Raw genomic sequence first — 24,004 nt, forward strand, 5'->3', positions numbered from 1 at the left:
GAAGCAGATCCTGATTATTTACCTTGTTAAATAAATGGCATTTTGGGCATAGAACTCATAATAACACGTTCATTCAATAAGTCAAGATTCGGTGCGCAATTAACCATTTATTCCCTTTAATAATCTATTGTAAAGAAATTGTAACAATCCAGTTTAGACAATGAAAGGTGCTAAATACTCATTATCATATGAACACGATCCAAAAAAAATAACAAATTATTACTTATTGCCAACGCCACAATTACTACTATAACGGACTTTCACATGAACTTCCATTAAATATTACCTTTTTTCATTTCCTTATTTTCCAAGTGAAAATGCAGACACAATCCATTCCTTATACCATGGTGATTCTAGTGGCCTTTACACTCCCTTTACAAAGTTCCGAATGAAAAGAGAGTAAACTTAGCATCTATTAGAATGATGAATGTAACAGTATTCCTTATTTGAATCTCTCCATTATATCACAAACTCCTTATTTTTTCCACTAAATTACAGGCGCTAAACATAAGCGCAAGTACTGAATTAGGAACTTCGACTAAGAATCGACACGTTCTGTGGTAAACGTCGAAGTCGGCACAATCTGCGCTAAACCGACAAGTATATGATGGGGAATCTCGATTAGAAGTTGGTTTTTTGTGGAGGATGGCTGTTTACGCTTGATACGGACAGGCAAATTGAGGATCCCACTTAAAAACTTCTTCCAGTTTTCTTTGTATCAAAAAAAGTCCTGTTCACAACAAAAAAATAAACTAAGTTTGTCTTACGTGCAAAGGACCAGACCCCGCAGCTACTATAAAGAATTAGATCGTTAAACTAACGCTTTATCCTTTATAGGCTACGGGGTCGGTCCCTTTAAGACATTCTTAGTTTTTGTTTTTTAGAATTATTTAAGACCTTCAGCAATTTCATTCACCATTTCCTGAACAGATTCAAGTCCACCGCCTGATAGGTACCAGTATGCAGGGTCTAAATAGATGACATTCCCTTCTTTGAAAGCTTTTGTACCTTTTCTAAATCGTTTTCTATCGTTGTTTTAGCAGCAGCTCCATCACCTACAACTGCATCTCGATCCACGACGAATAAATAATCAGGATTTTTTTCGACAATGTATTCGAAGTTAGTGAATGATGATACCCAGTGTTGTCGAAAAGGTAAGGACTCTCTCGACCAACATTTGCCCCCCAACTAACGCAATAATACTGATTAGCATGGAGGATCATCATGAAATTATTAGCTATATCAGGGGCATTAATCGGGGAAAAAACATCTATTTCTGTAAATAAGGTGCTAACGAAAGCAGGCCAACATCCACATATTGAGACAGAGCTTCTTGATTTAAAAGACTATAAAGTGGAGTTTGTCGATGGGAGACCTTTTGATGCATACAATGAGGACACACGAACGGTCATTAACAAAATCATGTAAGCTGATTTTTTGGTTATTGCGACACCTGTCTATCAGTCTTCCTTAACAGGCGCTTTAAAAAATCTGTTTGATCATTTGCCAACTATCGTTTTTGAAGGAAAGATTGTTGATTATGTTTCTACTGCAGGCTCCAATATACATATGCTTGTAGCAGAAAACCATTTGCGGCCGATTCTTTCATACTTTAAATCGCATGTTACAACGAAAAATGTCTTTGTAAGCAATGAATGCTTTAATATCGAAAACGTGATTGTGAACGGCGATGTGGAATAGAGACTGGCTGCACTAGCCGAAGAATTAGTATAGGGAATAGCTAATGAATTGTTGGAAGTATTGAGCTAAGGGTCTATCTCATATATTACTTGACAACCTAAGTAAAAATGAAAAACACCTAGTTCTTTGGTAGAGTGTAATTGACTAGAAAACACTACCAAATAGAAGAGGTGCCCGCTATATGATAGACCAAAATAATCAAAACAATCAACTACCAAAAGAACTTAATTCTGTTTTTTCTGATCTTGAAATCAATAAGCTTTTACGACAAGAAGGAATTAAAAAATCCTTTGGTTCCAGTTATGCATTTTTATTCCAGCTAGTCTTTCACTTGATTTTCCAACATGAAAATTGGTTTTCTCTTCTCGATTCAAAGGTTTCGCGTCAATAAAAATCGTCCTAAAGTGTTGATTGTTGATGATTCTGTATATGACCGAAATCGTAGGAAAAAGGTAGAATTACTTGCTCATTGTTTTGATCACGCTTATATAAACCATTTAAGTCTAGGGAATATGTTCGGATTATAGAGTCTTAATAAAAAGTTAAAACACTTCTAGAGAACGTCTGGTACTTATTCTACTATAGTGTAGTTACCGTGCTCCATATTAATAATATAGTCTGGTTTTGGTGGTTTACCACCATGTTGTTTAATCTTCTCTTTGTGACCAGCAATATGCTCCGGGCTCTTTTCCCAAGCTTTCCAAGCCTCTTCAGACTCCCAGCGGATAATCATAATTACTTCTTCTTCCCCACGACGTATATTTTTTACAAGTAGCTCACGGCTAATAAAACCTTCTCTTTGTTCCACTAATGATGGGCCTTGGCCGGGTTTCTTTTTAAAACGTTCTAATATCTTTTCTGAATTTCCTTCAGTAATTGTCCACTTACGAATTTGAACAAACATCTGTCTTCCCCCTTAATTATAGTAAAGGCTGTCCTATTTAATGGACAGCCTGCTCTTCTGAAGTCAAATATTTATGTTAATCTTATTTTAACTCGTCTAAGATTTCTTGAATTTTCTCCATTTCAGTTGGTACGCCACCACTTGCGAAGTACCAGTTACCTCCATAAAGGTAAACGATTTTGCCTTCTTTGTAAGCACGAGTTTGTTTAATAATGTCGTTTTCAATATCTGTCTTAAGTGCATCATCGTCATTAGCATTACGGTCAATGATTAATAACACTTCTGGGTTAGCTGATAAAATTGACTCATAACTGAAATCAGAACCATGTGCACTTGACTCAATACCTTCAGTTACTGGTTTGAATCCAAAGTCATTATATACATAAGCGAAACGAGAATCTGGACCATTGTCGAAACCAGCAATTTTCTTCTCATTATACATAGCTACTAATGCATTTTCATAGCCTGCAGCTTTTTTTTGAAGTTCTGCTACTTTTGCATCTAAATCTGCATTTAGAGCTTTAGCTTCTTCTTCTTTATCGAAAATTTGCCCTGCAAGTTCTGCGCCTTCTTTAATACCGTTAATATAATTTTCATTATCAGATCCAACGAATATTACGTTTGGAGTAATTTCTTTTAATTGTTCATACATTGGAGCTTGACGACCAGAAATGAAAATTACATCTGGCTTAAGTGATGCTACTAATTCGAAATCGATTTCTTTTAAAGTACCTAAGTCAGCATATTCGTCAGAAGAATATTTTTCTTTTAAGTCTGTTGGCAGATTTGATTTAGGAAGACCAACAACGCCCTTCACTCCTAAAGCGTCAAGATTATCTAAGAAACCAAAGTCTAAAGTAACAATACGTTCTGGCATTTTTTCTAAAGTAACATCTTCAAACACTGTTTTTGTTCCTGCTTCTTTATCTTCTCTTTCACCAGTTAAAGATGCAACTGTCATTGGGAATGCAGAAGTTTCAGTAGCCTTTTCTGTTCCTTCAGTTGTCTTTTCTGTATTAGTTTCAGGTGTATCTGTTGTTGCTTCTTCATTTGATCCACATGCTGCTAAAACTAAAGATAGTATAGTTGTTACAGCTAAAATTTTCCATTTATTCATTTTTTATTCTCTCCCGTTCCCTTTATTTGTTATAATGATATTGATAATCATTATCATTATAACATGTAAAAATTATAGGTCAACTCATTTTCTAAATTATAAGTTTACGAATGCGAATTAAAGAATACACAAATACGACACCCGTCCTGTTCTTGGACTGGTATATCCATATCATATATTTCCCGCAATGCATCAGTATTTATAATTTCATTTGTTAGACCATCTTTCACAACACGTCCATCTTTAAGAGCAACGATACGATCTGAATATACTGATGCAAAGTTAATATCATGCAATACAATCACAACGGTCTTACCTAATTCATCAACCAGCTTACGTAAAATTTTCATAATTTGAACAGAATGTTTCATATCCAGGTTATTTAACGGTTCATCTAATAAAATATATTCTGTATCTTGTGCAATAACCATCGAAATAAACGCACGCTGTTTTTGGCCACCAGATAATTCATCCAAATATTTATCTTGGATATCGGTTAAATTCATATATTCTAATGCTTGATCAACAAATTTTTCATCTTCACTATTTAGTCGGCCCTTTGAATACGGATAACGCCCAAATGACACTAGCTCTCGAACTGTTAAGCGAACATTTAAATGATTGGATTGTCTTAAAATGGCCACTCGTTTTGCAAATGCATCAGACTTCATCTTTTTAACATTACCTTTATCTAGAAGGACTTCACCTGTATCAGAATCTAATAAGCGACTTACCATGGACAATAACGTCGATTTACCAGCACCATTTGGCCCGATAAATGACGTAATCATTTTTGGTTGGATTGTCACTGTTACATCTTCTACTACAGGATTTTTGCCAAAATACTTTGTTATACCTTTGATTTCAATCATCCTGCAGCCCTACTTTCTTTCAGCAGTAAGTAAATAAAGTAAATACCACCGATAAAGTTAATAATGACACTAATTGTCGTATTTAAATGGAATACGTGTAATACCAAAAACTGTCCGCCTACTAATGCAATAATACTTATTAAACTGGATGCTACAATTAAAACTGAATGTCGATATGTATTAATAAATTGATAGGCTACGTTCGACACGATTAATCCTAAAAATGTAATAGGACCAACAAGTGCAGTTGAAGTTGCAATCAAAATGGATGATAAAATTAATACTTTTAGCACCATTTTATCGTAGTTTATACCTAGATTGATTGCCGCATCACGACCTAAAGACATCACATCTAAATCACTTAACATTCTTTTACCATAGATGAAAGCTGCCCCTAATATCACCATGGAAAGATACAATAACTCTGACTTAACGTTATTAAAGCTTGCGAATAATCGGCTTTGTAAACTTAAATATTCAACTGGATCTATCACTACTTGGAGGAAATTCACTAAACTTCCAAGTAATGTCCCGATAATCATTCCTGCTAGTAATAATAGAAAGATCGGATATTTATCCGCTCGGAATAAGAATCGATATAGAATTAACGCAAAAAGAATCATTGCAATAATTGCCATTCCAAAGTTTAAATAACGGTCTACAACAAAAATAGACGCCGAACCTAAAGCGAAAAAAATAACGGTTTGTACGACCTCATACATCGAGTCAAGCCCCATGATAGAAGGCGTTAAAATTCGGTTATGAGTGATTGTTTGGAACATAATTGTAGCGTATGATATTGCTATCCCAGTGATTACCATTGCTCCAATTCGTACTAAACGACGTGGGAAGGCATAATCAAAACCGCCCCGAATATTATAAAAAGCAAAAAGCAAAATGAATATTATCGCAATTACCGCTAATATAATTATTTTTGTACTATTTTTTCGCATATGCTTTCCCCCTAAATAACATTACTAAGAAGATCGCACTACCAAATACTGCGACTGTTAGGTTTACTGGAATTTCATAAGGGTATACAACTAAGCGGCTAAGAATATCACATGCCAGCAAGAAAACCATTCCTAGCATGATTGTATGTGGAATCGTTTTACGTAAATTGTCCCCCATATAAAGCGACACGATATTCGGCACAATTAACCCTAAGAAAGGGATAATACCAACAGTTAGTACGACAGTAGTCGAAATGATAGCTACTAAAACTAAACCTAAATTTAAAACCATTTTATAACTTAGTCCTAAATTTTTTGCAAAATCTTCACCCATTCCAGCTACCGTAAACTTATTCGCATATATGTAAGCTAATATGATGGCTGGGACAGCTACATATAATAATTCATAACGTCCAGATACGATTAAAGTAAAACTACCCATGAAGAATGCTTGAACGTTTTGCAAAATTTCAGCTTCATAACCTAAAAACGTCGAAATCGCCGATAAAATATTTCCGTACATAATCCCGATTAGCGGTACGAAAATTACATCTTTAAATTTAATGCGATCAAGTAATTGCATGAAAATTAGCGTTCCAACTAAAGCGAATGCAAAACTGAATATAATTTGCTGAAAATACGTTACATTTGTAAAGAAAAGCATTGAAATAATAATACCAAGCTTAGCTGCATCTAGCGTACCCGCCGTTGTTGGTGATACAAATTTATTACGGCTTACACTTTGCATTATTAATCCTGCAATACTCATCCCCGCCCCCGCTAGAATAATTGCCATTAAACGAGGCACCCGACTAATTAAGAAAATTTGTGTTTTATCAGAATCCCAATCTAGAAGGTCGCTCGGCTTAATATCAATTGCACCAACAAATAGCGAGATACACGAGAGAATGATTGCAGCGATCATTAACATCCACAGTCTCATTTTTATCCCCATATTCTATTTATTCTCAAGTATGTAAAACAATGAAAATGATTCTCAATCTCGAGTACATATAAATTATAAGCACAAAATTGCCAAAAATCAATAATTATAAAGTTCATTTTGAATTTCCGACATAGCCATGGACCCAATTAGACAGAGAATTTTTTAAAGTAAGGAATGAAAAGCCAAGAAATGAAAGAGCCAATGAATTTGGCAAATGATCCGGCCTTATTAAAAATTCCGCGACATAGTGGGCCGACTGATTATTTATCCAGTTGAAATTCTAATTGGCCTTGTAGTAGGGGTATTTGGCAGTGTGATATTTAATTATCTATTAATGAGGAGAAAGGCATATGAATAATAAGTTTAAATTAACGGTGCTCGCAGTAATTGCTACGTTATTTAGCCAATACCTTCACAGTCCTATGTGGCAGAACATAATCAATGTTAGGACCTATTTAATAAAATAGGAATAATGCCGTTTAGAAAAGAAGGAGGCCGAAATATCTACTTCCTTCTACTTAATAGGAATGATTTTCGGGACGCTTCTCTCAAGCTTGTCTTCTTTCATGTAAGTATTAATAGATCCAAACGAATACCAAATTGTTCAAAACAAAATGTTCGCAAGCCTTAACAATATAAAAACTGATTTGCTTTTAATAGTAGCAATTTTAATGCTTATTACAACGCTTTATTTCCTACGATTTGTAAAATATTTAGATGTGATGTCGCTTGGAAGTGCACAGGCCATTAATTTAGGTGTCGATTACGATTATGTAATGAAGCGAGTATTAATAGTAGTTGCTATTTTAACTTCTGTATCGACTGCACTTGTCGGACCTATCACATTTTTTGGATTAATGGTGGCTAATGTCGCATATCAATTTACTAAATCATATAAGCGTAAACATGTTATCGCGGCCTCCATCTTCTATTTTTTAGTCTCATTTAGCTAAACTGGTATTCCCTTTATTATATTAACCCAAAACAGTATGAATTTTTAATTTTTAGCCTTTTTTAGTAGTTGAAGGAAAATCATCAAAGTATCACGATAAGATTTAGGATGATATAATACAAGCTACAGTAAACGTTCCCTGGAAAAAGCTTAATATAAAGGAAGAGATTTTATGTTGGCATTTATCAGCAAATTATTTACGAAAAAAACCAAAGTCACACTTGAATTCTGCCAAACGAACCTGGATCGTTTTTTAGAGGAAGAATATACAGAAGAGTATGGAGAATTTTTAAAAAGTCCACAAGTTTCCTATAAAGAGTATGAATGTTTAAGCGAATGTAAGCTGTGTAAGAAGTCTGCTTACGCGAAGCTGAATGGTGCCATGATTACAGGGATTGATTCTGGTGATTTATTGGCTCAGCTGAAAGATAAAGTGAATGCCAACAAGTAAAAAACTAGAATTTCAAGAGCTGTTTTTCAGACTGAAATAATCGATTCATTACCAAAAAGAGCAAATGCCTAGGTCCTTCTCGCATTTGCTCTTTGTTTTGTGATGAAAAGATGAAGTTAGCTTTTCAGGAATATCGATTTAGGTATTTTGCTAGTCGCTTTGAACCTCTTTCCCCCCGACTCAGCTCTTTGACCCTTTTACTAACCAGTATTTCTTTTTTCCTAACCGCTTTTCCTTTTCACTCATTATAAATATAAGTTTTTTCATAACAAGTGCTCACTAGTCATATCGTTGAATAGTGGGATTCATGCAGTTTTAAAGGAGCGAATGTAATGACTCAATATGTAAAAAATGAAATCGACCGTCTGATCATGCAGTTACGGTCAGATCAGCAAACAGATGGGTCTTGGCATTATCCATTTGAAATCGGCATTACACCTGATGCGTTTATGATTATTTTATTAAAAGCACTCGATATTCAGGATGATCAACTCAATCAAGCTTTAGCAGAAAGAATCATAAGCCGCCAGGAGAAAAATGGCGCGTGGAAGTTATTTCACGATGAACAGGACGGGAATGTTTCACTAACAATAGAAGCCTATTATGCATTGCTTTTATCTGGTCTGCATCAAGAGAATGATGAGCATATGGAAAAAGCTCGACAATTCATATCTACTAACGGAGGGTTAAGCAAGGCAAGCTCGATTACAAAAATGATGCTGATACTTACCGGTCAATTGAAATGGCCACGTATCTTCCCGGTTCCAATCGAAGCTGCATTGCTCCCCCCCACCTTTCCCATTAGCATGTACGATTTATCCATATATGCAAGGGTAAACTTTCTCCCACTCCTTCTGTGCTCTGATCATAAATTTCAAATCAATATCGCTTCAGCCCCTGATTTGAAAGCATTGCTTCCCTCCCGTTCAGACGATCTCTGGGAAGAGTTCAGATGCGAGGAGGGCCGTTCCTTGGTTCAAACGATTTACTATGGTGTCAAAAACCTGATCGGGCTTCCTTCCCTACTGCATAAAATGGCAGTCGAGGGTATTAAAAAGTATATGCTTGAACGAATTGAGCAAGACGGGACTCTTTACAACTTTTTTAGTGCTACATTTTTTATGATTTTTGCTTTACTCTCCCAAGGTCATTCCAAGAAAGATCCCATCATTTTGAAAGCCGTCGATGGATTAAAAGCTATGTCAACCATCGTCGATGGGCATTTGCATATTCAATACACCAGGCCTGAGATTTGGAATACATCACTCATTAATTATGCACTTCAAGAAGCTGGATTGGAACCAGATGATCCTTGTGTCCAAAGAGCCAATCAGTATTTGATCGCCCGACAACAGACGAAATATGGAGATTGGCAGCTGCATAACCCTTATGCCTTACCCGGTGGATGGGGCTTTTCAGATGGCAACACACTGAATCCGGACATCGATGATACAGCAGCAACACTAAGGTCCCTATATCCCACTACCCCTACTTCGCCCTCTATAAAAAATGCCTATAATCGTGGGTTGGCCTATGTGCTTTCTACACAGAATGATGATGGCGGATTTCCTGCCTTTGAAAAGAATGTTGATAAAAAATGGTTGCAAGTTTTGCCGATCGAACAAGCAGAATTTTTTCTCACAGATCCCTCCACTCCTGATCTAACTGGACGAACACTTGAATTTCTCGGCAACTTTACCAATGGGATTCAAGCCACAAGCGCCATGAGAAAAGCAGCAAAGTGGTTGCTTCACGCTCAAGAAAAAAACGGATCTTGGTATGGCAGGTGGGGAATCTGTTATATTTACGGAACTTGGGCAGCATTAACGGGCCTTCGAGCTGCGGGCGAAGTGAGCAATCATCCGTTTATTCAAAAAGCAGCGAAATGGCTGATGAGTATCCAAAATGAAGATGGCGGCTGGGGGGAATCTTGCACAAGCGATATTGGTAAGAAGTATATTCCCTTAGGTGCAAGTACGCTTACCCAAACTGCTTGGGCCGTTGATGCGCTGATTTCCATTTCCCTAACACCGACACCCGCTATTGAAAAAGGGATCGCTTATCTTATTCGCGAAGGACAAAGTCAGAACTGGACCAACGACTATCCGGCCGGTCAAGGCTTGCCTGGTTATGTGTATATGCATTATCACAGCTACCGGCTTCTTTTCCCGCTTCTTGCCCTAAGTCATTATCGAGGTAAGTATGTTTATAAGTAAAAGAGGAGGGCCCATAGCGAAAGGGGCAGACCACGCAGCTACAACATACAGTTTCATTTTAGCGTAAGTACCACTATGAACAATGTGTATCATGCTTGGTCTGACCCTTTGCACATTCTAAAATGGATTATTTATTTTGAATCATTTGAAACACTTGCTCCACATCTTTATCGCCACGTCCGGATAAATTAACAATCAAGATATCATCTTTGGATAATTCTTTTGCTAACTTTATCGCATAAGCTATGGCATGTGCACTTTCCAAGGCTGGGATAATTCCTTCTAGTTTTGATAGGGTTTGGAACGCTTCTAACGCTTCTTGACCACTAGCCGTAACGTACTCTGCTCTGCCACTTTCTTTCAAATAACTATGTTCGGGCCCTACACCTTGATAATCTAATCCTGCTGCAATCGAAAATGTTGGTTTGGGATTTCCTTCTTCATCTAATAATGTATAACTTTTAAATCCATGAAGAACAGCAGGTACACCTTCTGATAAGGTTGGGGCTTCTTCTGGTTCAACACCAATCAAACGAACACTCAATTCATCCAGATAGTGTGCATATGCTCCGATCGCATTACTTCCACCGCCCGTACATGCAATAACGGCAGTTGGGAGTTTCCCTTCTTTTTCTAAAATTTGAGATTTAGATTCTTTACTAATAATGGATTGAAAGTGTTTAACCATTGTCGGGTAAGGATGAGGCCCAACCGCTGAACCAATCAGATAAAAGGTGTTTTTATAATTTTGAATTAAATCCTGTAACGCTTCGTCTACAGCCTCTTTCAAACGTCCTCTGCCTTTTTCAACGGCTACTACTTTTGCCCCTAACAGTTCCATTCTAAAAACATTAAGGGCTTGTCTTTCCGTATCGACTTTTCCCATATAGATGACACATTCCATATCAAACATTGCACAAGCTGTAGCGGTAGCAACTCCATGTTGTCCTGCTCCTGTTTCAGCAATAATTCGCTTGGCACCCATTCGCTTCGCTAATAAAATTTGACCAATTACATTATTAATTTTGTGAGCACCTGTATGATTTAAATCTTCACGTTTTAAATAAATTTTTGCTCCACCCATTCGTTTGGATAGATTTTCAGCATAGGTTAATGGGTTTTCCCGACCTACATATTCTTTTAAATAAAATTCATATTCCTTTTGAAATTCAGGATCATCTTTATAGTGTAAAAATTGTTCTTCTATTTTATTCATTACATTTTGTAGATCTTCTGGAATAAAACTACCTCCAAATTCTCCAAAATATCCTTTGCTATCTCTGCTCATACTCGTCATCCTCATCTAATCTCCTTTTCCGTATATATTGACATAATATGATTATAACTAAATTTTCAATATATTTTAACTATTAATACCCAGAATTTTAGGAATAAGTTCAATCCATCTCCAATGGTTGAAAATATACCAAAATCCTTTGTAACTTGATTCACTTTTTTTTCATATAAAAAAGGATCACGAATAAGATAAGCTCCCCAGTTTAATGACCTGGTTCGTTATTCTTATTCATCATCCTTTACGTATCACTCATTTAAAAAGGCTTTTAATGCTTCTTTATTCTTTTCCATGTCGATTTCTAGGACTAATCCTACTGAATGCCTAGCATCTCTGGCTGTACCATTGATTGGAATTGTAAGCTTTTGAATATCTTGATTACTATCCGTTAAAAACGAAGTGCCCATTGCTAATAGATTGGCGTAACTAAGATTTGTTAAGATGTACGGTTGAATCGTTCCAATCATTCTTGGTAGTTTTAATACTCCTTGAACGCTAGCCATTTTATCAGCCAGTATTTGCATAACCTTTTGTTGTCGTTTGACACGGCCAAAGTCACTATCCGGACCACCACGCCATCTGACATATCCAAGTAATTGATCGCCATTTAATGGTTGAACGCCTGGTTGAAGAGTCATATCTATTCCTTTTGACATTTTCTGTTCCACATCGATTTCAACCCCTTTAGGGAAGGCTATATCAATCGTTTTAGCAAATCCCTTGAAATCGATAATAGCGTAATATTGTAAATCCACATCAAAGTTTTCCTTTATTGTCTTTCTTAATAACTCAGTTTCACCAAATGCATATGCTGCATTCAGTTTATTGTTTTTATATCCAGGAATATCTACATAGATATCCCGCATGAGAGATACTAACTTTGATTTTTTCGTTTCTGGATTATATTGAGCAATCATAATTGTATCTGTACGGGACTTTTCTTTCCCCCTTGTATCTACTCCAAGTAGCAGGATATTAACCCGCCCCAACTTGTCTTCTACACCCTTGAACTCAATATCTGACTTTACGTTCGTGTCAATTTCAGCTTCAGACTTCTGTAATGCCATCTTATAATCAAAATATAAATATCCTACTCCAGAAAGACCAATGAGAACAATCAATAGAAAAATCGATAAAAAGACTTTCTTCTTTTTTTTTCTTCTGTGCTCGCCTGATCTCGTCCCTTTGTTTGGTTTTGTCATGTTTGTACGCCCTTTTCGTTTGATTCACTTATTAAAAATATATCAGAGAACTCAAACCAAGTTAGTAACTCTAGAGAAAATAGGTAGCCGATTTCACACCTTTACTTTTCGTCTATTAGGGGTATTATCACACGATTCCTCCATTAATATTACATTTTTTTAATTTATCCAAAAGCAAAGGGTCAGACCACGCAAGGACTAAATACATGTAAGATAAGCGTATGAAACACTACATACTGTTTTAGCGTGCAAGGTCAGACCCTTATGAGACACCCTCGATTCAGTTTTTATTTGGCACTCCAGTGCTGGTCAATAAACTCATCACGTCCAGATTGTTTACGGTCTTCTTTATAATGCTTCGGATTTTTTTTATGGAAGTCTTGATGATAATTCTCCGCTTCATAAAACGTTCGCGCCGGGAGGATTTCCGTTACAATCGGCTTCTTAAACTTGCCACTGCTTGCCATTTCTTCTTTTGATTTTTGAGCCAGTACCAATTGTTTCTCGTCATGATAAAAGATGGCCGCTTTATATTGACTGCCGCGATCTTGGAACTGTCCGTCTGGATCTGTTGGATCAATTTGCTGCCAGAATAGTTCCAACAAACGCTCATATGGGAAAAGCTCTGGATCGTATGTAATTTCAACCACTTCATAATGACCGGTCGTACCTGTTTTTACTTGCTCATATGTAGGATTTTTAACATGCCCGCCAGAGTATCCTGAAACAATTCCACCAATGCCTGGTAATTCTTCAAATGGTGTCACCATACACCAAAAACAGCCGCCTGCAAATGTTGCTTTTTGCATAATTTTACCCCTTTCAATTTTGCACAAATCAAGATATATCATAATCATAACTTATTCGCTCCATTAGAATGAAATCTAATGACCGAAATATTTTTTTACTTCCCTCAATTAGAGACTGACTTTTTCAAAATGCTCGACAGTAGGAAATGGATCATAATAATGATGCAAAAGCTTCTTCCACTCCTGATATTCTGCTGATTCCCTAAAGCCCACAGTATGATCCTCTAAACTTCCCCACGTCACTAACAACAAATATTTCCCTTCTACCTCCAAGCAACGCTGCAAACTGTGAGTAACATATCCATCCATCGAAGAAATAATCTTGGAAGCTTTACGAAAAGTTTCTTCGTATTCATCTTCCAGTCCCTGTTTAACTTGTAAAAAAGCCGCTTCTAGAATCAAGACGATCGCTCCCTATTTAAGATGCTATACCAATACCCCCATAAGCACATCCATATATGTAATTCCACTCATCGAAGATAAAAAAATCAGATAATTCACCACTAAGTATAGCCCATGCTTGGATCTTGGTCTATTATGTTTTAGAGTAGTTCCAAGGGCTCATCATATCTTATTTAAACCAACCTTTTTCCTTAAACCGCGAAATCGCTTCAATCCGGTTACTCACATCTAATTTATCAAGAATAACAGAAATATAGTTACGTACTGTCCCCGTTGTTATAAATAATTCTTTGGCAATTTCTTTCGTATTCTTCCCATCAGCAATCAGACCAAGCACTTGCTTCTCCCGATCTGTTAATGGATTTTCCTCTTCGAAGGCCATATCAACGAGCTCTGGCGCGTATATGCGCCGCCCATCCATAATGATTCGAATCGAACTTGCTAAATCCTCACTAGGACTGTCCTTTAATAAATAGCCGCCAACTCCCGCCTTCCGCGCGCGTTCGAAATAGCCAGGGCGAGCAAACGTTGTAAGAATGATGATTTTGCAAGAGTGACCCTTTAATTCTTCGGCTACATCAAGCCCACTTTTCGCAGGCATCTCAATATCCATGATGCAAATATCGGGCAAAAGACGATGAACAAGAGCCAGTGCCTCTTCACCATTGCTCGCTTTGCCAACCACTTCCATGTCCTCTTCCAAATCGAGGAGAGAACCAAGTGCGCCAAGTAACATGCGCTGATCCTCTGCAATAACAATTCGTATCATATAGACCCCTCCTGTTCCGCCTGCTTAATTCCGTTCGGTACCCGGATATAAAGTGTCGTGCCCTCAGAAGATTGGATTTCTAGGCTCCCATTCACGAATTCCAATCGTTCCTTCATCCCTTTTAGGCCATTTCCATGAAAAAACTCAGTTTTTCGAATGCCAACCCCATCATCCTGTACTTTTATAAGCAGCTCTGTACGCAGCTTCTCAATAGACAATTTGCACCAAGTTGCTTTGCTATGCTTCACAACATTATTTACAGCTTCCTTCAAACACATGCTTAACACATTCTCTACTAACAAAGGCGTATTGGGCAAATTCGTATCCCCTTCCATACTAAAGTCCATTTGAGCTGCTTTTAAAATTTGTCTGATCCTCAGAACCTCATCCTCAAGTTTTGTACCTCGCATTTCGGAAACCATTTCCCTCACTTCATTCAGTGCTGTCCGGGCCGTCTGACGAATATCATTGATTTCATTTTTGGCCGATTCAGGATTAATCTCCATTAACCTGCTGGCAAGATCGCTTTTTAAACCAATAAGGGAAAGCTTTTGACCCAGCGTATCGTGTAAATCACGAGCAATCCGCTGACGCTCTTCAATTTTCACCAACTCAGAGATCCGCTTGTTTGCATCTTCTAATTTTTCTTCCAGCTCTTCAGTTTTGTTCCTGTTATATGTGCTAACCGGGAGTAGGATGACACCAATCACGCTAATGACGATAAAAGGAAACTGTGATACGAATATTTGCTTTTGAAAAATAAACCCTAAACTAACAGCGGCAATTGTTGAAACAATATGAATGATATACAGTGTAAGAAATCCAGCTTTACTTTTTACATTACCAATAAAAAAGGATAGAAATAATGAAAAATAAATATAACCATATAGGGCAGTCATTGCCACGCTTATGGCGATTTGAATAGCGACAAAAACGTACACCGGCCATCCTTTTAACAAAAATGCGAAACGATAGGAAGCAAAAAACAGGATAATCATAATAATCCCAAAGATGATGACTAATAATGATGATGATTTAAAAATAAAGTAAAAAGGAAGGATACAACATATGATCCAAATATACGGACTAAGTCCGGTACTTTTTGGAAAAATATGATACCAATTCTTCATAGAGGCCTCCTGTCTGACATTTAATTCTAGTATATACTACAAAATTAACAAAAAACCATTCTGTGACATCTGGAATGGTTTTTTGAGTGAATCTTATTTTTCTTGCAAGCTTGGACTGTCTGGACTTATTTTTGTGCCCGATTTAGTCGTATCAAGTAAGTGTTTGATTTCTTTAAAGCTAACAAAAGCTTTATTTTTTTGATCAAAAAGTCTGAAACGAATGGACTTTAAACTGGTCCCCAGTGTGATCGTCGTTGCCTTTTGTAATGGCGGTGTCGATTCGTGAGCTTTTTCTAAGTTATAGTTCGGAACTCTTGGAGATAAGTGATGAACATGATGGAAACCAATATTTCCTGTTACCCATTGCAAGATTTTCGGCAATTTATAATAAGAACTTCCATCCACTGCCGCCTTCACATAATCCCACTCTGATTCATTTTCAAAATAAGAATCCTCAAATTGATGCTGGACATAGAACAACCAAATTCCTAGAGACCCTGATACGAAGAGCACCGGAGCTTGCACGAGAAGAAAAGCCTGCCAGCCGATAGCCCAACAAAGAAGTGCAGAAATCGCTATAATTGAACCATTCGTTACGTACATATTCAGACGCTCTTTGCGTCTTGCATCTTTTCGATTAAAACGATTAGACACGAGAAATAGATAAATCGGACCTAGTCCAAACATGACAATTGGATTTCGATAGAGCCTATACTGCAAGCGGCCCCAGGGAGAAGCAGCGACATATTCTTCTACTGTCATGACCCAAACATCACCTGTTCCGCGCTTGTCCAAGTTACCGCTTGTAGCATGGTGAATGGAATGACTTCTTTTCCATTGTTCGTATGGAAACATCGTGATAATCCCGCTAATTGTGCCAATGACTGTATTGGCCTTCTTACTTTTGAAAAACGATCCGTGGGTACAATCATGGAAAATGATAAACATCCTAACTACAAACCCGGATGCTAGTACGGCAAACACAAGTGTTAACCAATAAGATACCGCTAAGCTTTGATAAGCCACAAACCAAAGTAAAAAAAACGGCGGGAATGTATTAAAAAGCTGCTTTACGCTTCTCGTCATATCCGACTTCTCAAATGGGGCAACATTTTTTCTTAGTTCTGCAGTCTTTTGTTTACTCATGACGTCCTCCTACATATCTCGATTAGGCTTAACGCACAGCCTTCTTATATACTTATAGTAGATTATAACATCAGGTAATGATAGGCATAAACGTCAAGTGAGCTATATGACAAATGTCACATACTTCATGCACAAGTGCCTAGTTCATAGAAAACAAACCTAATTGTGCTAGACACTAAAACTCGAAACTTTTTCTTTTTAATTAATCTATTCTTCTGATATGGAGTAGGATTTCCCTCTTGTATTCTCGATTATTCTTTTTTTACATTAAAAATGGAAGAGTTAGTTAATAGACCTACTTATTTCATCTAATTGTCCATTGTCGTTTCCAACTTTTATTTTGAGATATTCCTTCATAATCATAAACTACTTTAGCACCTTATATCTGCTTCGCCAATGTAATTAGTAAATTCTATATAAGCGACTAATAATATTAGACCCCAGAAGAAAGACCTCTGAGGTCGATAATTTTGCAGTCTCGCATTTAGTTGTTAATATATTTTTCATAAATTTCACCAAAGTCTTTCGTATGGTATTGCTCACGAACAGAAGTTAACCACGTAAAGCCAAAGTCTGTTAAGTCTCTGTATGTATCTGCTAGTTTATTGTCATCTGTTCGTGAATTTTGCAGAATACTTACTGCTTTATCTAAGCTTTGTGATGCCATATCGATGTAGATCTTATTTTCATGAGTGATTTCAGAAATACGCAAAAGTGATTTATATAAATCTTTTAATTGTTCAATTTGGTCTTTTTTTACGTCAATATCAAATTGCTCTTTTCCTACTTTAAATTTGATTTCAACATCTAAATCAATTTTTCCTGCTGTTTCAAGGAACACATCAGATATGATGTATTGGGAATATGGATATCGTTTCAGTGTTCTTTTAGAGGAAATCGCACTTTCTCCATCTACGTGAACAATCGCCAAATTCGTAAAGCAGTATTCGTCCATTTTTGTCTTAATTAGAAAATAGATCTTTTCATCATCTTCATGCATGATATAATCGTCAGCATCTGTTTTGTCATAATCCTTAGTGTGAATAATTGTTCCGATATCTGATAAACCTAACGCATCTGAAGCAATTTTTTTAAACATCGTACGAACTCCTCCCAATCATCATTATTCAGTTTAATTTTAACAGGAGATTGAAGTGATGTGTATTTTTTCAGTTGAATATGAAAGATTTATACGGAACGCAGTTCTAGGCCATGAGACACTGATAACCCAAAGAGCAGATCCCAAAATTTATTTGGGTCTGCTCCTTTTCGATTTGACGCATCTTTCCCATTACATTAAGCGTCCCTTCCTGAATTTTAATTGGTTCATCCATGTGAATCCGTTAAAATACTTGCCGTTTTCATTAAGAACGAACAAACAAAAGGAAAAGTACCCTTACTAATTATTCAACATCATATCCTTGATCATCGATTGTATTCTTAATTTTTTCGAGCGTTACTTTTTCACTATCGAAAGCAACATCCACTTTTCCAGTCTCTAAGTGAACTTTCACTTCATATACACCAGCTAGTTTTCCTATATTCCCCTCAACTGCATTCACACAATGCCCACAAGACATCCCACTCACATTCAATGTTATATTTCCCATACGATTCATATCTCCTTTACTTTTTCATTAATTTTTGGATTGTCGCGAACACTTCATCTATAACTTCTATATGCCCTTTATTAAGTCGCTCCACAACACATTTCTTCAGATGTCCCTTCTAATGAAATCTTAGCTACACTATTAAGCGCACTTTGAATAGCCGCCATCTGTGTGATGACATCATCGCAATAAGTATCTTTCTCACTCAGACCTTTAATGCCACGAATTTGTCCTTCTATACGATTTAAACGAGTTGATAGATACCTTTTTACCGCTTCAGAGTGATGACTCTTTCGTACATAGGAAGTGAGTGCACTGTATTCATCTTCAATATAATGAGCTTGTTCCTTCATTACAGCTTCCATATTCTCATCATCCCGAAATGAATAATACCATACCTGCCTACCCTATATAAAATTGAATAATTCTTTGTTTGTTTACTACTTTTTTATACATTACAGGATCCCCTATTAAGGATACTATATTCAAAATCAACCAAAAATTTCCTAAAAACTTAAAAAAGGATTTTTTATGATTCTCCTTTTATTATGTTTTCATGGGACCTAATGAACAAATCGGCAAGCATTAGACGAATAAGATCGATGCAATATGCTTGTTTGTCTAAAATGTGAGCTTACTATGAATGCAGACTATCAATTAGTACGTTAGAGAATTAAAAAGAGGCAAGAGAGTCTATTCTCTTGCCTAGCAGTGTGTATTTAGCTTCTTTTTTTAAAGGTAAGTCCCAGTGATAATAAGCCTACAATTAAGGCTGCAATAGAAAGGTATAAGGGTGTATTGCTCGAGCTTGATGTAGTTGTTTCTTCAGTCGCCTGTTCTTTAGCTCCATGGGCATCGGCAGTAGAATCTGTTGTTACTTCACCATGTCCGTGATCATGGGCAGATCCATCACCTGGTTTTACTCCAGTCACAGAGGCAGGATATTGGGCATCTGGTGCTCCAATCCATTCAACTACACTGCCATCTTTGTACGTTTGATACGCTTTCCACACGATTTCTGTCGCATCATCGGCTACTTTTCCTTGCATGTTAAACTGTCCGAAGTCAGTCGGTGTTAAACCTTCTCCTTCTGCTGTCCACGTAACACTCGTAATTTTATCAGACGCATCTTTTTGGACTTCATATTTCCAGCCTGCTTTTGGTTCGAAACGAGTGATATTTACCTCTGCCGGGAATTTTACTTCAATTTTGGTTGTTGGAACCTCTTCACTTTCAGACGGAACTCGGACTGTAAACACTTCATATTGCCCTTGTGATGTTTCCTTTGGCTGTACAGTAACATGGGCACTTGCCATACCGGCAAATAAAGAAAATGCAACAATCATGATTACCGTAAATGTTAATAGTTTTTTCATTGTATATTCCCCCAATTTTTTATTAGCTTTTAGTACACAATAAAATCCTGACTGAATACATGTTCATTATCCTCTGAATCTAATATTCTCGTCTCCACGATCCATTCCCCAACAAATGGTAGATATTGACCATCTAACATGTATTGAACATCCATTGATTGTTTTATCTCGGAAAAAGGTACTTGAATCGGAGCGACATCAGGATTGTCTTGATATTTTAAAAATAACTCAACCCGTTTAATCGTTACACCCTCTTTATTAGAGTTTGCTTCAACCATGAAATGATTCGTACCGGGTACCTTTGGTGTGATCGTTGTCGTAAATTCTATGTTCTTTTCTTGTTCGTGCCACACTAGCGGTTTGTTTTGCGGCAGTGGACTTAAGTGCGTGAAGATTCCCACTATGATTAGAATGATAATCATCAAACTAAAATCGATTTTCAACAATTTCCCGATCGCATCTTCCTGCGCCTTTTTCATTGCATACCGTAGAATAACGCCAATTACGATGACAAATAAGACTAAGACGACTTTAATTAAGAGCATAATCCCCCATGTAGTATAGAACAGATAATGAACTTGGGGTAAAAAGATTAATGTTGAAGCAATTCCTGTTACGAATAGAACAAGGATACTTATTAACGCTACTTGAGAGAACATCGGCAAAAATCGTCGAACGTGCTCTCGTTGCTTGTTCCAAAAGACAAGGATATAAAATAGGCCCCCTGCCCATATCGCAGCTCCGATTAAATGGATGATATCTATTGAAATTGTACGAATCGGCGGATCAAAGGCCATGGCATGTCCATTCATACTCTTTACCGCAAGAATCATAAATACCCACAATCTATCCAACCAGTTAAAACGAAGTAATAGTACAAAACCTAAGAGAGACAATAGCATGGAAAGAAACCAAGATATCCCTATTGTCGTACCTGTTAATACGGACCAAATTTCACTTGGAGTCCAACTATCTAGCAGGTCTATAAATTGCATAAACCCCATGCCAATGGTTGTAGTTAAAAGCATAATTTGTAAATAGATAGCCCATTGTCGATAACTTGGCCTTATTTCTGGAATGTCTACTTTTTTCAAAGTCCCCCATATAATCCAACCAGTAGCAAGAAGCAGTACAATATAATAAAGAGCCCTTACTACAGAATTATAAATGCTATACAGAACAGATTCGCTACCTTCTTTATGTAAAACAAGTTGGTTCATATCGCTTCTTAGTACCGTTCCCTCACCTATTGAGATGACATAAGAACCTTTTACTGGGTGCCCATCTGCTGATAATACACTATATGATATGGCGTAGTTCCCGTTAGGTAAGGGTGGCAAAGCCTGCTTTATGTATTTTTGTTCTTTACCAATCTCTGTTTTACTCTTGCTAACCATGTCACCATCTTCATTAAATACCTTTATCGAATAAAGTTCTTTTTCAAGCCTTTCATTAAACATAAGAACAATTTCTTTTGGAGAAGACTTTAACTGACTATCTGGGGCAGGTGTAGCTTTTTCTAGCAATGCATGCGCAAAAACTCCTTGTGGAACCGCAAAAATAAAAAATATCAAACATACTATTAAAATATTTCTTAGAACAGTCTTATTCATACTAGCAGCAACCTTTACTTTTTTCCCTTTGTCTCGCTACTTTTTCCATCGCTTCTGTAAATGTTACAACGTTTCCGCCAAATCCTCGTACAAAACCTTGTGCATGTTCACTTTGATTAAAGAGAAGAAATTGAGGCTGACAGCAACCTAGATCAAGAGTTGTATCCATCACAAAGTTAGCGTTCATAGCACTTATCGTTGTATTTGTAAAAAAATCATAGCACAATATCTCAAGTACCTCATTACCGAGCATTTGGTTACGTATGAAGCCACAATGCATACAACACGCGGTTTCCACTCTGTTTTTAGTTAGAATTAAGCGACAAGAGAATCTAAAATTAATACTTTTATAACAAAGCACACATTCATTTCCATTCGATACGTTTGTGTCTTGACTAGCCAGACTTATCCCACCGAATGTTTTTACAATAAATCCTGACTCAACCATTGCTTTTATATCTCTATGGATGGTCATATCTGATACCTTAAACTTTTTGCTTAACTCAGATATCTTAAGGTTTTTGCGACTTAAGACTAACTCTTTAATTTGCTTCTGTCTCTCGTTCGCTAACAATTTATCACCAACCTCTCCTCTTAACCTTATTACTCCTTTTATACGAACTCAACAAAATATAACAACTTTAAACAAAATCTAACATTTATATGTATAGTATACAATTATGATAAGAACCTAACAATCATTAAAACCTTATTCTTTATGACAATTGTATGACTTTCCCTTATTAAACAGCCTCTATTGCTGGATACATCAGATGAGGGTATCCCAAAAGGATCTGGTCCCCTCGCTACCGGGCAGACTCAAGTCATTTTTTTCATCTGCCAACATCAGTACATAAAATAAAGACGATTTCACCCAAACCTTAGGGGAAATCGTCTCTTTATTCCTATTTAGACTACTTCCACTTAATAGTGAAAAATGGGACATCCAATTACATTAATGAGTTATTTAAGTGTATAGCGTTCTTCAATTCTGTAATATTTCCAGATAAATACGGATACACCCCAAATAATTAAAAACGCAGCAACTAAAAAATAACCTAAATTGCCAAAATCGATTGCTGCAAGATCATTCCACAAACCACCTGATAAATGAAGTTTTTCGGTCGTAATTTGTGCTAGTTCAACAATCCCAACTGCTAATGCTGCAACAACAGAAATCGCTGTTACTGTTAAATTGTAGTAAACTTTCCGAACCGGTTTATTATGTGCCCAAGCATAACTCTTCGTCATTAAAATACCATCTAACGTGTCAAATAAACTCATACCAGCTGCAAATAATAATGGAAGTGAAATAATCCCGAGCACAGGTAGGTTACTTTTCGCTGCACCCGCTGACATCGTCAATAATGAAATTTCTGTTGCTGTATCAAATCCTAGACCAAACAGAAACCCAATCGGATAAATATGCCAACTTTTCGTTACTATTTTAAATAACGGCTTTAAATAACGCGTAAAAAAGCCTTTCGCCTCAAACATTTTCTCTAGTTCTGATTCAGACACTTTTTCTTCTTTCAATCGACGGAAAATTTTCCATAGTTGCATAAATAACATTAAATTTAAGATAGCTATGAATACTAGAAAAACACCTGATACTGTGACCCCGATAATCCCACCTATATCTTGCATGCTAGACATGTATTTTGCGACAAACTTTACAGATACAGCTGTTAATACAGCTAATAAAAAGACAACAGTTGAATGTCCTAATGAGAAGTAGAATCCTACTCCTCTTGAATCTTGCTTTTGGGCAACTAATTTACGAATCGTGTTGTCGACTGCAGCAATATGATCAATATCAAATGCATGACGAATACCAAAAACATACGCAGCGATCCCCAAGCCAATAAAGGTTGGATGAGTTGGTACTGCTGTAAATAACGCTATGAATCCGGCGACATGGATCACTAAAACATATAACATATACCGATTCCAGATAAATACCTTCCAGTCTTTACCTTTCATTTCTCAACGACTTCCTTCCCTCAGCTAGATTAGCCAGTAATCCCCCGCCTATTTTCTTGATTCGCTATACAAGCATTTAGGTGAGGGTATTACAGCCTGTTAAACCGGGATAAAAAATTTCAATTAACCCTTATACTTGCTCTACTGGTGCCACTGTAAACTTTCCATAACCTACGCCTTTTAGACTGGTCAATTTATTACTGAGCTGCTGAATGTCTTTCGCCTTTCCCTTTACTACGATGAGCTCAAGACAACTGGCATGATCTAAATGGAAATGTGTAGTAGCCAGGATAAAATCATGCATATCATGTTGGACTTTTGTGAGTTCATCTAGAAGATTTCTTTGATGATGGTTGTAAAATAAAAGGATGCTTCCTGCCACAATTTGTTCTTCCTCTTCCCACGACTGTTGAATTAGGGCATCACGAACAAGGTCCCGAACGGCTTCAGAACGGTTTTCATACCCTTTCTGTTGGACTAAGTGGTCAAACTTTCGAAGTAAATGACCTTCCATGGAAACGCCAAATCTTTTTAGTGTAGAATCTTCCACCATATACT

23 protein-coding genes and 4 pseudogenes are annotated in these 24,004 nt (G+C 36.8%); 6 read left to right on the forward strand and 21 right to left on the reverse strand.

Annotated elements, in window-relative coordinates; translation table 11 throughout:
- Window positions 1-886: 886 nt before the first annotated feature.
- A pseudogene (locus AC625_RS27975) lies at window positions 887-1,122 on the reverse strand (ABC transporter); the annotation flags it as partial.
- Window positions 1,123-1,224: 102 nt separating this feature from the next.
- Here AC625_RS27975 and AC625_RS27980 point away from each other — a divergent pair.
- The 3 genes and pseudogenes from AC625_RS27980 to AC625_RS26165 all read left to right on the forward strand — a co-directional run.
- Window positions 1,225-1,428 carry a hypothetical protein gene (locus AC625_RS27980; RefSeq protein WP_245645060.1) on the forward strand — a complete coding sequence of 68 codons (204 nt, stop codon included), beginning with the start codon at window positions 1,225-1,227 and terminating at the stop codon, window positions 1,426-1,428.
- A gap of 9 nt (window positions 1,429-1,437) precedes the next feature.
- Window positions 1,438-1,701, forward strand: a complete 264-nt coding sequence (locus tag AC625_RS27985) for an NADPH-dependent FMN reductase (protein ID WP_245645061.1) — start codon at window positions 1,438-1,440, stop codon at window positions 1,699-1,701.
- Between the two features lie 181 nt (window positions 1,702-1,882).
- Window positions 1,883-2,186, forward strand: a pseudogene (locus tag AC625_RS26165) (IS4 family transposase); the annotation flags it as partial.
- Between the two features lie 86 nt (window positions 2,187-2,272).
- Here AC625_RS26165 and AC625_RS21190 read toward each other — a convergent pair.
- The 5 genes from AC625_RS21190 to AC625_RS21210 form a co-directional block, all read right to left on the reverse strand.
- Window positions 2,273-2,605, reverse strand: coding sequence for an antibiotic biosynthesis monooxygenase family protein (locus tag AC625_RS21190; RefSeq protein WP_049683077.1), 333 nt, complete (start codon window positions 2,603-2,605; stop codon window positions 2,273-2,275).
- Between the two features lie 82 nt (window positions 2,606-2,687).
- Window positions 2,688-3,722, reverse strand: a complete 1,035-nt coding sequence (locus tag AC625_RS21195; protein WP_049683078.1) for a siderophore ABC transporter substrate-binding protein — start codon at window positions 3,720-3,722, stop codon at window positions 2,688-2,690.
- Between the two features lie 104 nt (window positions 3,723-3,826).
- Entirely contained in the window at window positions 3,827-4,594 is a 768-nt protein-coding gene (locus AC625_RS21200; protein WP_049683079.1) for an iron ABC transporter ATP-binding protein, read from the reverse strand.
- Window positions 4,591-5,547, reverse strand: coding sequence for an iron chelate uptake ABC transporter family permease subunit (locus tag AC625_RS21205; RefSeq protein ID WP_049683080.1), 957 nt, complete (start codon window positions 5,545-5,547; stop codon window positions 4,591-4,593). The genes AC625_RS21200 and AC625_RS21205 overlap by 4 nt, the downstream gene beginning before the upstream one ends.
- Complete coding sequence (locus AC625_RS21210; RefSeq protein WP_049683081.1) at window positions 5,534-6,490, reverse strand: ABC transporter permease; 957 nt, start codon at window positions 6,488-6,490, stop codon at window positions 5,534-5,536. Before AC625_RS21210 ends, AC625_RS21205 begins: the two co-directional genes overlap by 14 nt.
- 481 nt (window positions 6,491-6,971) lie before the next feature.
- Here AC625_RS21210 and AC625_RS25200 point away from each other — a divergent pair.
- The 3 genes and pseudogenes from AC625_RS25200 to shc form a co-directional block, all read left to right on the forward strand.
- Window positions 6,972-7,437: pseudogene (locus tag AC625_RS25200) on the forward strand (iron chelate uptake ABC transporter family permease subunit); the annotation flags it as partial.
- Window positions 7,438-7,617: 180 nt separating this feature from the next.
- Window positions 7,618-7,896 (forward strand): DUF1450 domain-containing protein, encoded by a 279-nt coding sequence (locus AC625_RS21220; RefSeq protein ID WP_049683082.1) that lies wholly within the window; start codon window positions 7,618-7,620, stop codon window positions 7,894-7,896.
- Between the two features lie 332 nt (window positions 7,897-8,228).
- Entirely contained in the window at window positions 8,229-10,112 is a 1,884-nt protein-coding gene (gene shc / locus AC625_RS21225; RefSeq protein WP_049683083.1) for a squalene--hopene cyclase, read from the forward strand.
- A gap of 127 nt (window positions 10,113-10,239) precedes the next feature.
- Here the strand turns inward: shc and trpB are convergent, their stop codons facing one another.
- From trpB to nikR, 15 genes and pseudogenes are all read right to left on the reverse strand, one after another.
- Window positions 10,240-11,409 (reverse strand): tryptophan synthase subunit beta, encoded by a 1,170-nt coding sequence (gene trpB, locus AC625_RS21230; protein ID WP_049683084.1) that lies wholly within the window; start codon window positions 11,407-11,409, stop codon window positions 10,240-10,242.
- Between the two features lie 245 nt (window positions 11,410-11,654).
- Window positions 11,655-12,608, reverse strand: coding sequence for an LCP family protein (locus AC625_RS21235; protein WP_049683085.1), 954 nt, complete (start codon window positions 12,606-12,608; stop codon window positions 11,655-11,657).
- Between the two features lie 287 nt (window positions 12,609-12,895).
- Window positions 12,896-13,417: a peptide-methionine (S)-S-oxide reductase MsrA gene (gene msrA / locus AC625_RS21240; RefSeq protein ID WP_049683086.1), complete on the reverse strand. Its 522-nt coding sequence runs from the start codon at window positions 13,415-13,417 to the stop codon at window positions 12,896-12,898.
- 108 nt (window positions 13,418-13,525) lie between these two features.
- Window positions 13,526-13,819 carry an antibiotic biosynthesis monooxygenase family protein gene (locus AC625_RS21245; protein WP_049683087.1) on the reverse strand — a complete coding sequence of 98 codons (294 nt, stop codon included), beginning with the start codon at window positions 13,817-13,819 and terminating at the stop codon, window positions 13,526-13,528.
- A gap of 169 nt (window positions 13,820-13,988) precedes the next feature.
- Window positions 13,989-14,588, reverse strand: coding sequence for a response regulator transcription factor (locus AC625_RS21250; protein WP_049683088.1), 600 nt, complete (start codon window positions 14,586-14,588; stop codon window positions 13,989-13,991).
- Entirely contained in the window at window positions 14,585-15,718 is a 1,134-nt protein-coding gene (locus tag AC625_RS21255) for a sensor histidine kinase (RefSeq protein ID WP_049683089.1), read from the reverse strand. Before AC625_RS21255 ends, AC625_RS21250 begins: the two co-directional genes overlap by 4 nt.
- 93 nt (window positions 15,719-15,811) lie before the next feature.
- Window positions 15,812-16,864, reverse strand: coding sequence for a Delta(5) desaturase DesA (desA, locus tag AC625_RS21260; protein WP_049683090.1), 1,053 nt, complete (start codon window positions 16,862-16,864; stop codon window positions 15,812-15,814).
- 484 nt (window positions 16,865-17,348) lie between these two features.
- A complete protein-coding gene (locus tag AC625_RS21265) occupies window positions 17,349-17,963 on the reverse strand; it encodes a PH domain-containing protein (protein WP_049683091.1) in 615 nt (204 codons plus the stop codon).
- A gap of 304 nt (window positions 17,964-18,267) precedes the next feature.
- Window positions 18,268-18,474 (reverse strand): copper chaperone CopZ, encoded by a 207-nt coding sequence (copZ, locus tag AC625_RS21275; protein ID WP_049683093.1) that lies wholly within the window; start codon window positions 18,472-18,474, stop codon window positions 18,268-18,270.
- 16 nt (window positions 18,475-18,490) lie between these two features.
- Window positions 18,491-18,827 (reverse strand): annotated as a pseudogene (locus AC625_RS21280) (metal-sensing transcriptional repressor).
- 366 nt (window positions 18,828-19,193) lie between these two features.
- A complete protein-coding gene (locus AC625_RS21285; RefSeq protein WP_049683094.1) occupies window positions 19,194-19,850 on the reverse strand; it encodes a YcnI family copper-binding membrane protein in 657 nt (218 codons plus the stop codon).
- 29 nt (window positions 19,851-19,879) lie between these two features.
- On the reverse strand, window positions 19,880-21,463 hold the full coding sequence (locus AC625_RS21290; RefSeq protein WP_049683095.1) for a copper resistance CopC/CopD family protein: 1,584 nt from the start codon (window positions 21,461-21,463) through the stop codon (window positions 19,880-19,882).
- A gap of 1 nt (window position 21,464) precedes the next feature.
- On the reverse strand, window positions 21,465-22,037 hold the full coding sequence (locus AC625_RS21295) for a DeoR family transcriptional regulator (RefSeq protein WP_049683096.1): 573 nt from the start codon (window positions 22,035-22,037) through the stop codon (window positions 21,465-21,467).
- A 389-nt stretch (window positions 22,038-22,426) separates the two neighbouring features.
- On the reverse strand, window positions 22,427-23,446 hold the full coding sequence (locus AC625_RS21300; RefSeq protein WP_049683097.1) for a HoxN/HupN/NixA family nickel/cobalt transporter: 1,020 nt from the start codon (window positions 23,444-23,446) through the stop codon (window positions 22,427-22,429).
- Window positions 23,447-23,576: 130 nt separating this feature from the next.
- Window positions 23,577-23,996 carry a nickel-responsive transcriptional regulator NikR gene (gene nikR, locus AC625_RS21305; RefSeq protein WP_049683860.1) on the reverse strand — a complete coding sequence of 140 codons (420 nt, stop codon included), beginning with the start codon at window positions 23,994-23,996 and terminating at the stop codon, window positions 23,577-23,579.
- Window positions 23,997-24,004 lie beyond the last annotated feature (8 nt).

The sequence above is a fragment of the Peribacillus loiseleuriae genome, assembly GCF_001183985.1.
Classification (GTDB): Bacteria; Bacillota; Bacilli; order Bacillales; family DSM-1321; genus Peribacillus; species Peribacillus loiseleuriae.

Excerpts from the sequence above, each read along its gene's own strand:
- AC625_RS21290 (WP_049683095.1), bottom strand. The coding sequence starts at position 21,463 with ATGAATAAGACTGTTCTAAGAAATATTTTAATAGTATGTTTGATATTT.
- copZ (WP_049683093.1), bottom strand. The coding sequence starts at position 18,474 with ATGGGAAATATAACATTGAATGTGAGTGGGATGTCTTGTGGGCATTGT.
- AC625_RS21285 (WP_049683094.1), bottom strand. The coding sequence starts at position 19,850 with ATGAAAAAACTATTAACATTTACGGTAATCATGATTGTTGCATTTTCT.
- AC625_RS27980 (WP_245645060.1), top strand. The coding sequence starts at position 1,225 with ATGAAATTATTAGCTATATCAGGGGCATTAATCGGGGAAAAAACATCT.
- desA (WP_049683090.1), bottom strand. The coding sequence starts at position 16,864 with ATGAGTAAACAAAAGACTGCAGAACTAAGAAAAAATGTTGCCCCATTT.
- AC625_RS21200 (WP_049683079.1), bottom strand. The coding sequence starts at position 4,594 with ATGATTGAAATCAAAGGTATAACAAAGTATTTTGGCAAAAATCCTGTA.
- AC625_RS21250 (WP_049683088.1), bottom strand. The coding sequence starts at position 14,588 with ATGATACGAATTGTTATTGCAGAGGATCAGCGCATGTTACTTGGCGCA.
- AC625_RS21300 (WP_049683097.1), bottom strand. The coding sequence starts at position 23,446 with ATGAAAGGTAAAGACTGGAAGGTATTTATCTGGAATCGGTATATGTTA.
- AC625_RS21190 (WP_049683077.1), bottom strand. The coding sequence starts at position 2,605 with ATGTTTGTTCAAATTCGTAAGTGGACAATTACTGAAGGAAATTCAGAA.
- AC625_RS21265 (WP_049683091.1), bottom strand. The coding sequence starts at position 17,963 with ATGTTTAAAAAAATTGCTTCAGATGCGTTAGGTTTATCAGATATCGGA.
- AC625_RS21255 (WP_049683089.1), bottom strand. The coding sequence starts at position 15,718 with ATGAAGAATTGGTATCATATTTTTCCAAAAAGTACCGGACTTAGTCCG.
- trpB (WP_049683084.1), bottom strand. The coding sequence starts at position 11,409 with ATGACGAGTATGAGCAGAGATAGCAAAGGATATTTTGGAGAATTTGGA.
- AC625_RS21195 (WP_049683078.1), bottom strand. The coding sequence starts at position 3,722 with ATGAATAAATGGAAAATTTTAGCTGTAACAACTATACTATCTTTAGTT.
- AC625_RS21205 (WP_049683080.1), bottom strand. The coding sequence starts at position 5,547 with ATGCGAAAAAATAGTACAAAAATAATTATATTAGCGGTAATTGCGATA.
- shc (WP_049683083.1), top strand. The coding sequence starts at position 8,229 with ATGACTCAATATGTAAAAAATGAAATCGACCGTCTGATCATGCAGTTA.
- AC625_RS21220 (WP_049683082.1), top strand. The coding sequence starts at position 7,618 with ATGTTGGCATTTATCAGCAAATTATTTACGAAAAAAACCAAAGTCACA.
- AC625_RS21210 (WP_049683081.1), bottom strand. The coding sequence starts at position 6,490 with ATGAGACTGTGGATGTTAATGATCGCTGCAATCATTCTCTCGTGTATC.
- msrA (WP_049683086.1), bottom strand. The coding sequence starts at position 13,417 with ATGCAAAAAGCAACATTTGCAGGCGGCTGTTTTTGGTGTATGGTGACA.
- AC625_RS21235 (WP_049683085.1), bottom strand. The coding sequence starts at position 12,608 with ATGACAAAACCAAACAAAGGGACGAGATCAGGCGAGCACAGAAGAAAA.